The organism is Mesorhizobium sp. WSM4813, assembly GCF_055811555.1.
On record NZ_JBVVQU010000064.1, the window covers coordinates 25,693 to 34,360 of the forward strand.

Below are 8,668 nucleotides of genomic sequence, written 5' to 3' on the forward strand. Positions count from 1 at the left end.
CGGCACTGTGATCCCTTCCGGTTAATTTACCGTTTTTCAGTCGGCCGGCTGCAGCGTTTGGCGCCGCGATTTCTCGATTGCCGCATATCGTTTGAGGAACGCGTTTTGCGCCCAGGTCACCGAACGTGGGGTGAAATCGAAGCGGTCGGCATTGAAGCCGCGCGGCCGGCCGAAGAATTCGGTCGCCTCGGCGGTCGAAAAGCCGGCAAGCAGCGTCGCCTCGAAATAGGCGGCGATCTGGTCGGCGCGCTTGATTTCCTTGAGCAGGCCCGCACCTGGGTCGACCGGCAGCGAAAAGCGCCGATGGATGGCGCGCTGCAGCCTCAGTTCGCACTCCTTGTAGCTGCCGCCCATCACGGATTTGAACGGTGAGATCATGTCACCGATGACATATTCCGGCGCGTCGTGCAGCAAAGCCGCCAGCCGCGCGTCGGCCGGGGCGTCCGGGACCAGCTCCCCGAAAAGCGCCTCGACCAGTAGCGAATGCTGGGCAACGGAAAAGGCGTGATCGCCGCTGGTCTGGCCGTTCCAGCGGGCGACGCGGGCAAGCCCGTGGGCGATGTCCGAAATCTCGATGTCGAGCGGCGAGGGGTCAAGCAGATCGAGCCGCCGGCCCGACAGCATACGCTGCCAGGCGCGTGGTGGCGCACCGGCACGGTCGGCCGCCATCAGGCCTCCTCCGCGCCGACGGATTCCTGCGGGCCAACGGTTTCCGGGGGAAAAGTGAACTTCGCCCACGCCGGAATGGCGAGCGACACAGGGACGTCACCCGCCATGATCGGCTGGCCGGCGTCGAGCGCTGCCTTGACGCGGTCGATACGGGCTATCGCGAGGCCAGCCGTGCCGGCGACAGTGCCAAGCGTGCCGACCGGTCGCCTGGCAACTGTCAGTTCGGCGCCAGGAGCCGGCAGGGGCCGTTCGGCCGAAACGATCAGGACCCGCCGTCTGGCGGTGCCGCGATGCTGCATGCGCGAGACCACCTCCTGGCCGACATAGCAGCCCTTCCTGAAGCCGACACCGCCGGTCTCGTCGAGCAGCACATCATGCGGGAAGGCGTCGCCGAGCTGATAGTCGCTGCCGCTTTCGGCAATGCCATGGGCGATGCGCAGAGCTTGCCACGCGGCCGGGTCGCCGCCCGCGGCCGTGGCGCCATAAAAGCGGTTGACGGCTGCGTCGAGGAACCGTCCATCGGCAACCGGTGTTGAATCAAATTGCGAAGCGGTTGAATCGTCACCCCATGCAACAGCGACAAGCCCCTGATCTGCCTTGGCGATCTCGACCTTGGCGCGCAATCTGTAGAGCATCAGCCGGCGGATGAAATCGTCGGCGACATCGGCTCGGCAGTCGAGGCGGAAGGAATTCTCGCCAGCGCGGGAGATCAGGACATCGAACAAGATCTTGCCTTGCGGCGTCAGCAAGGCGCCAGGCTTTGCTTCGCCGGCAGCCAGTGCGTCGAGATCGGTGGTCAGAATGTTCTGCAAAAAGATCTCGGCATCCGGGCCTGACACGGAAACCAGTGCGCGGTCTTTCAACTGGGCAAAGGGCATAGGGGGAAACCAACCTGATCTTGCAAAACAGTCGGCCATTACGTAAGCCGCTGACACTCCCCCCGCAAGAGACCGGATCAGCATGGCCACGACCTACGACCTCATCCTGACAGGCGGCACGGTGGTCAACCACGATGGCGAGGGCCGGCGCGACATCGGCATCAACGGCGGGCGCATCGCCGCCATCGGCGATCTCGGCCAGGCTTACGCTGGCGAGACGGTCGACTGTCGCGGCCTGCACATCCTGCCCGGCGTAGTCGACAGCCAGGTGCATTTCCGCGAGCCGGGGCTGGAGCACAAGGAAGATTTGGAGACAGGCTCACGGGCCGCGGTGCTGGGCGGCGTCACCGCCGTTTTCGAGATGCCCAACACCAACCCGCTAACCACCAGCGAAGCAGCCCTTGCCGACAAGGTTCGGCGCGCTTCCGGCCGCATGCATTGCGACTTTGCCTTCTGGGTCGGCGGCACCCGCGAAAATGCCAGGGAGGTTGGCGACCTCGAACGGCTGCCCGGCGCTGCCGGGATAAAAGTGTTCATGGGCTCGTCCACTGGCGACCTTTTGGTCGAAGACGATGAGGGCGTCGCCTCGATCCTGAGGAATACGCGCCGCCGCGCCGCCTTTCACTCCGAGGATGAGTTCCGGTTGCGCGAGCGGCTGGGTGAGCGCATCGAGGGCGATCCGTCCTCGCATCCGGTGTGGCGCGACGAGATCGCCGCCTTGCGCTGCACCGAGCGCCTGGTGCGCATCGCGCGCCAGGCTCGCGCGCGCATCCATGTGCTGCACATCTCGACCGCCGAGGAGATCGCCTTCCTCGAACGGCACAAGGATGTCGCGACCTGCGAGGCGACACCGCATCACTTGACGCTGAGCGCGGACGATTATGCGCAGCTTGGCACGCTGATCCAGATGAACCCACCGGTGCGCGCATCGCGCCACCGCGACGGCATCTGGCACGGCATTGCACAAGGCATTGTCGATGTGCTGGGTTCCGACCATGCCCCACACACGCTGGCCGAAAAGGCAAAGCCCTATCCGGCCTCGCCGTCGGGCATGACCGGCGTGCAGACGCTGGTGCCGATCATGCTCGACCACGTCAATGCCGGCCGATTGACGTTGCAACGTTTCGTCGACCTGTCCAGCCACGGCCCGCAGCGTATCTTCGGCATGGCCAGGAAAGGCCGCATCGCCGCCGGCTACGACGCGGATTTCACGGTCGTCGATCTGAAGCGTCGCGAGACCATCATCAATGCGCAGGCAGGCTCGAAGGCCGGCTGGACGCCCTATGACGGCAGAGAAGTAGCCGGCTGGCCGGTCGGCACCGTCGTGCGCGGACGGCGCGTGATGTGGGAAGGCGAGGTCGTCACCTCAGGGCAGGGCAGGGCGGTGGAATTTTCCGAGGCGCTGCCGGTGTAGAGCGGCGGACTCAAATCGAATCGGACCGCCGCTCTATCGCTTCTTTGAGCATCGGATTTTCCCAAAACCTATTTAGGGTCCAATGCTCTAATTTAGGCGGGCTTTAGGCAGGGCGAAATGCTGCTCAGTCTCCGGCGACAAAGAAAGTCCACTGTCCGTCCGGCGTGATGCCGACGCGGTAGAAGATGTAGGCGCCGAACTGCTTCATGCTGTCATAGTCGCCGGCGGTGACGATCTTGAACAGCTCGACCCGCTGCCTGGCGTCGAGCTTGTCCAGCGGCAGCGCGAAGAAATATGGCCAGACATAGAGTTCCTGCGGCGTGCCGACATCGACATGGACATAGCCGGCACTGAGCACCTCTTCCAGGATGGCGAGGATTTCCTGGCCTTCCGTGTCGCCCGAAAGACCTTTCAGGAAGGTGATCGGGTCGCCTTCGATCTCGCTCAGCGACAATTGGGTCATCGTATCGCCCTGGCCGATCAGCGGCCGGAGCTTTTCGATGTCGCCGCTCTTGCAGGCCTCGATAATCAGATCGTGCATGCGCCTGACCGGCTCCGGCAGCTTGCCGAGATCGTAGACGACCTCGGGCAAGGGTTCATCCGGATCGGCTTGCGGATTGGCGATGCCACCATCGTCTGTTGGCCCGCCTGGTTTGATCTGTTGCCGTTCGTCGGGCGACGTCGGCTGGCTGGCCGCAGGCGGTGCCGTGCCGGGCGGGTCGGGCATCGGCACCGCGGTTCCGGGCGGCGACATGTCATCATCGGCGGGCGGCATGACTGGCGAGGGCAGGTCCTCGCGCTTGATTTCACTCAGCGCATATCCGGGGCTGCTTGCGAGGCAAAGCGCTAGCGGAACCGCGGTGCAAAAAGCGGCGAGCCGGATGCTAAGGGCCAAGCCACGCGGCTGGCCTGACGTCGATAAGTTCACCGCCTGCCTCTCCATGATTCCGTCCAGATGCCCAGGCCCTTACAGGTGCCCATGCCCTTACAGGTGCCCATGCCCTTACAGGTGCCCATGCCCTTACAGGTGCCCAGGGCCCTTACAGGTGCCCAGGGCCCTTACAGGTGCCCAGGGCCCTTACAGGTGCCCAGGGCCCTTACAGGTGCCCAGGCCCGCCCAGGTACTCGGGGCGTGACGCCCAAGCGGCACGCCGTGGTCAAAGATCCTGATGCCGGTTCAGTGCCGCAGCCGTCCTGGTTCGAAGGCCCCGGCAATTACCTTTTCACGCATGCGGTCGAGCAGGGCAAGGGCCGAGGTCTCGCCATTGGCGCGCAGCATTTCGCCGAACGCGGTTTCGAGGGCCGCCTCGGCGATGATTTCCGGCTCGATTCCGGCCGAAAGCCCTTCCGCCCAGGCCTCGCTGTGGCTTTCCACGGCGGTCAGGCGCTTTTCTTCCCTGACCAGCGCGTCGATGTCGTTGACGCCATGTTCCATTGCGATGTCCACCCTTTTCAAGCGGCGATCCGGCAGATGCGGATCAGGCTTGGGCTGTCCCTTTTACACGCAGGTTAAGTAAGTACTTGTAAATACGACATTTATAGGGTCGTTTCGACAAGGGCTCGTCACGTTTTGCAAACCTGCGTTCGATCCGATTCAAACTTAGCCGATTAGGCCGGCGAGCGGGATGAAAACCTTCAGTTTGAGTTAATTCCACATCCGCGCCGTAACGTTTCGTTAATACCGTTGCAGAAGTGCAACACAAGGATTGCACTAAGACGCCACCGGACACAAGCAGAGGTACGAAAGTCAGTTGCCGTAGCGCGAGGCGATGTCGCGCGACAGCGTCTCGCCTTCCTTCATGTAGCGGCTGATGGCTTCGGTCGCCGAGGCGGTACACTGCGTGTAGGTGCCGCCGAAGGAGCGGTAGCCGCGGTTGAAGCTGGCAATGAAGCGGGCGCGCCGCTCCGGGTCCGGGTTTTCCGAAGCAATCAGCTTCTCCATCTCGACCCGCCACTGGTCGCCCTTCTCGCCGCACAGATTACGCAGGAAATGCAGCGATCCAAGCACCTCCGCCAGCCGCATCAGCCCCGGTTCGAACGGCGACTCGGCGCCCAGAGCCGGCCGCCCCCCGATTGCCGTACTGGCGGCGAGGCAAGCTGCAAGGAAAAGCGATGCGCGGATCATAAGTCTATGTGGTCAAACAATTTGTCGCCTGCAAGGCGATTTTGGAGATTACGCCCCTGCATTCGTGAGCAATTCGTCGGCAACGGCAAACACCGAAGCGGCAAGCGGCAGCGCGGTCATTTCGCTGAGTGTATAGAAGGCGGCGGTCTCGGCGTCGTCGCTGGCCACGGGCTCGCCGCCGGCATAGGTGGCGCCAAACACCGTCAGCAGATAGTCGACCGGGTGCCCGTCGCTGCCGCCGTCGATGTGGATTTCCCGAAGTGCGCGGTAGTTGTGCGCCTGCAACCCGGTTTCTTCCAGCAGTTCGCGTTGCGCGGCTTGTTCCAGCGTTTCGCCGGCCTCGACCTTGCCGCCCGGAAACGCGTAAAATCCTTGCGAAGGCTGCCGCGCCCGCTTGACCAGCAGCACCGTGTTGCCGCGGACAATGGCGACCGAGACAGCCGGGAGTATCTTACGCATCTCGTCCATGGATTACCGATCGTCATTTGCTGCAGCCGGTTGTGGACCGGTCGGCGTGAAGAAGCATTAACGGTTGCGCAACGCCGGTTCCATCGCCACCTTCGCATCCGACCAATTCAACGAGTTTTAGCTTATGTGCGGACGCTTTGCCTTGACCGCCACGCCGGACCAGACTGCCGCTTTTCTCGGTCTGGCGGAGCTGGAGGATTTTCCGGCCCGCTACAACATCGCGCCGACGCAGCCGGTGCTGATGGCGATTGCAGGCTTGCCGCAGGCGCCAGGCTCGAGCCTGCCCGACCGGCAGCCGATGCTGGTGCGCTGGGGGCTGATCCCGACCTGGGTGAAGGACACGCGTGAGTTTCCGCTGCTGTTCAACGCCCGCTCGGAAGGAGCAATGGAAAAGGCCTCGTTTCGCACCGCCATGCGCCATCGCCGCGCTTTGGTGCCGGCTTCCGGCTTCTACGAATGGCGCCAAACGAACCGCAAAGAGCCAGGCGGCAAGAGGGGGCAGCCCTATTGGGTGCGGCCGAGGCATGGCGGGCTTGTCGCCTTCGCCGGGCTGATCGAGACCTATGCCGAGCCGGGCGGTTCCGAAATGGACACCGGCGCCATCCTGACCGTCAACGCCAATACCGACATCGCTCATATCCATGACCGGATGCCGGTAGTGATAGATCCGCAGGATTTTGCCCGCTGGCTGGATTGCCGCACGCTGGAGCCGCGCGACGTGGCCGACCTGCTCAGACCGGCGCAGCTCGATTTCTTCGAGGCTGTCCCGGTTTCCGACCTCGTCAACAAGGTCGCCAACACAGGACCGGAGATTCAGGAAAGGGGCGTCGTGGGGCCGGAGCCCGAGAAGGCCACGCGCCAGAAGCCCGGCGCGGACGATGGTCAGATGACCTTGTTTTAGCAGCAGCTGGGTTTGGCAGTAGCTGCTATTTCCCGGGGCGCTTCAGCGCCTTCATTGCCGGCGCCCTTTTACGGGCGAGCGGCCGGCCGCACGTCACATCAGGCAGCGCGCGGCGAAATGATTTTCTGCACCGGCTTTTTCTTCTTCGCTGTGTGGAGAAGGGCGGCGACGATCGCGGCCGGGCCGATCGCCCGGTATTGACTGGCGAGCGCCGGTTGCTTGGCGCTGCTGGAGTCCTGCTTGGTTCGGGGCATTTTTCTCTTCCCTGGTAACGTCTTCGTGTCCGCGTTTGCTGGTCGAATCCGACCAAATCGTGACATCTGGTGATCTAGCCGGCGAATGTTTCATGACTGTGCCGAGATGTTTAATAAAATGTTTCACCGCGTCATTACCTGTGATCCAGCGACTCTTTTGCTGAAAGTTGCGACTTGACGGCAACACTGGCTGAGGCGATAAAGCCGCTCATGAGAACGTCTTTCGCCATTTGTGGCATCTGCATTATTGGCTAGCTTTCGCGCTGGTCCGGACGTTTTCGCCTATCTTCCTTCTAGAGTGGACAAACGCCCTGGCCAGCAGGCTGGAGCCTGATTTGCGTCTCGGCGCAAGCGGCCCCAGCCGAAAAGTAACGCACCGGGAAGGCACGAATGTCTGACGCATCGAAGGGCCTGCGCCTCTACAACACACTGAAGCGGACCAACGAGGATTTCTTCCCGATCGATCCGCGCAATGTGCGCATGTATGTCTGCGGCCCGACGGTCTACGACTTTGCCCATATCGGCAACGCGCGGCCGGTGATTGTCTTCGACGTGCTGTTCCGTCTGCTGCGCCATCTCTACGGGCAGGCGCACGTCACCTATGTGCGCAACATCACGGATGTCGACGACAAGATCAATGACCGCGCATTGCGCGATTTCGGCGGCGAGATTGCGTCGGGAAAGCTGTCGCTGAACGAGGCGATCCGGCGGGTCACCGAAAAAACCGCCGACCAGTTCCACAAGGATGTGGCGACGCTCGGCTGCCTGGAACCGACGGTCGAGCCGCGCGCCACTGAATTCGTCGAGCCGCGCGCCGACGGCAAAGTCGACATGATCTCCTTGATTCAACAGTTGATCGAACGCGGCCATGCTTATGTTGCGGCAGGCGAAGTTCTGTTCGACACGGCCTCGATGCCTGACTACGGCCAGTTGTCGAAGCGCAATCTCGACGAACAGCAGGCCGGCGCTCGCGTCGCCGTCGACCCGCACAAAAAGAACCCTGGCGATTTCGTGCTGTGGAAGCTGTCCTCGCCGGAAGAGCCGGGCTGGGATAGCCCGTGGGGCAGGGGCCGGCCGGGCTGGCACATCGAGTGCTCGGCGATGTCGGCCGCCTATCTCGGCGAGGTCTTCGACATTCATGGCGGCGGGCTCGATCTGATCTTCCCGCACCACGAGAATGAGATCGCCCAGTCGCGCTGCGCCCACGGCACCGATGTGATGGCCAAGGTATGGATGCACAACGGCTTCCTGCAGGTCGAGGGGCAGAAGATGTCCAAGAGCCTGGGCAATTTCTACTCGATCAACGAGTTGCTGGAGACGGAGACCTTTGGTGGCCGCAAATGGCCGGGCGAGGTGCTGCGACTGGCGATGCTGATGACGCATTACCGCGAGCCGATCGACTTTTCCGTGCGCAAGCTGGAAGAGGCGGAAAACACGCTGCGCAAATGGAAGCGGGCGGCGGATCTGGCACCGGCGGCGGCAAAGCAATTGCCGGTGGACGTGGTGGAAGCCCTGTCGGACGATCTCGCAACCTATTCTGCGTTCCAGGTGCTGACGCAGTTGGCCGGCGAGGCTGTGGATTTCAATGCTACCGGTGGCGGCAATGCTGCTGCCGCGGGAAACGATGCTGCCGCTTCGCTGAAGGCAGCACTATCGTTCCTCGGTTTCGACGTCGCGCCGGCCAAGGTTGATGAGGACGCCATCGCCACGGCCATTGCCAAACGGCTCGCACTGATCGCCGCCAAGAACTGGGCCGAGGCCGACCGTATTCGCGACGAGCTTTTGGCGCAAGGCGTGCAACTGAAGGACGGCAAGGATCCCGTCACGGGCGAGCGTGTGACGACGTGGGAGGTGAAGCGGTGAGTAAGATTGCGGCAACGCTGGCGGGACAGCGCCCCCCTTGTAACTTGTTTCTTGCCGACTCTGCTATGAAAGCAGGTGCGGTGGCGGACGGGAGAC

10 protein-coding genes are annotated in these 8,668 nt (G+C 62.9%); 3 read left to right on the top strand and 7 right to left on the bottom strand.

Features of this window, described 5'->3' with window-relative positions; all coding sequences use genetic code 11:
• Window positions 1–36: 36 nt before the first annotated feature.
• Window positions 37–669 carry an HD domain-containing protein gene (locus AC0L25_RS27560; protein WP_473598392.1) on the bottom strand — a complete coding sequence of 211 codons (633 nt, stop codon included), beginning with the start codon at window positions 667–669 and terminating at the stop codon, window positions 37–39.
• Window positions 669–1,547 carry a CAF17-like 4Fe-4S cluster assembly/insertion protein YgfZ gene (ygfZ, locus tag AC0L25_RS27565; protein WP_473598393.1) on the bottom strand — a complete coding sequence of 293 codons (879 nt, stop codon included), beginning with the start codon at window positions 1,545–1,547 and terminating at the stop codon, window positions 669–671. The genes AC0L25_RS27560 and ygfZ overlap by 1 nt, the downstream gene beginning before the upstream one ends.
• A gap of 82 nt (window positions 1,548–1,629) precedes the next feature.
• Between ygfZ and AC0L25_RS27570 the strand changes: the two genes are divergently transcribed.
• The gene (locus AC0L25_RS27570) at window positions 1,630–2,961 is read left to right on the top strand and encodes a dihydroorotase (protein WP_473598394.1); all 1,332 of its coding nucleotides are present in this window, start codon (window positions 1,630–1,632) and stop codon (window positions 2,959–2,961) included.
• A gap of 124 nt (window positions 2,962–3,085) precedes the next feature.
• On the opposite strand, the gene AC0L25_RS27575 is transcribed toward AC0L25_RS27570, so the two are convergent.
• The 4 genes from AC0L25_RS27575 to AC0L25_RS27590 form a co-directional block, all read right to left on the bottom strand.
• Entirely contained in the window at window positions 3,086–3,889 is an 804-nt protein-coding gene (locus AC0L25_RS27575; RefSeq protein WP_473598395.1) for a hypothetical protein, read from the bottom strand.
• A 249-nt stretch (window positions 3,890–4,138) separates the two neighbouring features.
• Window positions 4,139–4,396, bottom strand: coding sequence for a hypothetical protein (locus AC0L25_RS27580; RefSeq protein ID WP_077381793.1), 258 nt, complete (start codon window positions 4,394–4,396; stop codon window positions 4,139–4,141).
• A gap of 312 nt (window positions 4,397–4,708) precedes the next feature.
• On the bottom strand, window positions 4,709–5,086 hold the full coding sequence (locus AC0L25_RS27585) for a TIGR02301 family protein (RefSeq protein ID WP_473598396.1): 378 nt from the start codon (window positions 5,084–5,086) through the stop codon (window positions 4,709–4,711).
• A 48-nt stretch (window positions 5,087–5,134) separates the two neighbouring features.
• Complete coding sequence (locus tag AC0L25_RS27590) at window positions 5,135–5,554, bottom strand: NUDIX hydrolase (protein WP_473598397.1); 420 nt, start codon at window positions 5,552–5,554, stop codon at window positions 5,135–5,137.
• 124 nt (window positions 5,555–5,678) lie between these two features.
• On the opposite strand from AC0L25_RS27590, the gene AC0L25_RS27595 reads away from it, so the two are divergent.
• Window positions 5,679–6,455, top strand: a complete 777-nt coding sequence (locus tag AC0L25_RS27595) for an SOS response-associated peptidase (protein WP_473598398.1) — start codon at window positions 5,679–5,681, stop codon at window positions 6,453–6,455.
• A 98-nt stretch (window positions 6,456–6,553) separates the two neighbouring features.
• Here the strand turns inward: AC0L25_RS27595 and AC0L25_RS27600 are convergent, their stop codons facing one another.
• Window positions 6,554–6,709 carry a hypothetical protein gene (locus AC0L25_RS27600; protein ID WP_095496669.1) on the bottom strand — a complete coding sequence of 52 codons (156 nt, stop codon included), beginning with the start codon at window positions 6,707–6,709 and terminating at the stop codon, window positions 6,554–6,556.
• Window positions 6,710–7,099: 390 nt separating this feature from the next.
• On the opposite strand from AC0L25_RS27600, the gene cysS reads away from it, so the two are divergent.
• On the top strand, window positions 7,100–8,572 hold the full coding sequence (gene cysS / locus AC0L25_RS27605; RefSeq protein WP_473598399.1) for a cysteine--tRNA ligase: 1,473 nt from the start codon (window positions 7,100–7,102) through the stop codon (window positions 8,570–8,572).
• Window positions 8,573–8,668: the final 96 nt, after the last annotated feature.

Excerpts from the sequence above, each read along its gene's own strand:
- AC0L25_RS27560 (WP_473598392.1), bottom strand. The coding sequence starts at position 669 with ATGGCGGCCGACCGTGCCGGTGCGCCACCACGCGCCTGGCAGCGTATG.
- ygfZ (WP_473598393.1), bottom strand. The coding sequence starts at position 1,547 with ATGCCCTTTGCCCAGTTGAAAGACCGCGCACTGGTTTCCGTGTCAGGC.
- AC0L25_RS27570 (WP_473598394.1), top strand. The coding sequence starts at position 1,630 with ATGGCCACGACCTACGACCTCATCCTGACAGGCGGCACGGTGGTCAAC.
- AC0L25_RS27580 (WP_077381793.1), bottom strand. The coding sequence starts at position 4,396 with ATGGAACATGGCGTCAACGACATCGACGCGCTGGTCAGGGAAGAAAAG.
- AC0L25_RS27585 (WP_473598396.1), bottom strand. The coding sequence starts at position 5,086 with ATGATCCGCGCATCGCTTTTCCTTGCAGCTTGCCTCGCCGCCAGTACG.
- AC0L25_RS27590 (WP_473598397.1), bottom strand. The coding sequence starts at position 5,554 with ATGGACGAGATGCGTAAGATACTCCCGGCTGTCTCGGTCGCCATTGTC.
- AC0L25_RS27595 (WP_473598398.1), top strand. The coding sequence starts at position 5,679 with ATGTGCGGACGCTTTGCCTTGACCGCCACGCCGGACCAGACTGCCGCT.
- AC0L25_RS27600 (WP_095496669.1), bottom strand. The coding sequence starts at position 6,709 with ATGCCCCGAACCAAGCAGGACTCCAGCAGCGCCAAGCAACCGGCGCTC.
- cysS (WP_473598399.1), top strand. The coding sequence starts at position 7,100 with ATGTCTGACGCATCGAAGGGCCTGCGCCTCTACAACACACTGAAGCGG.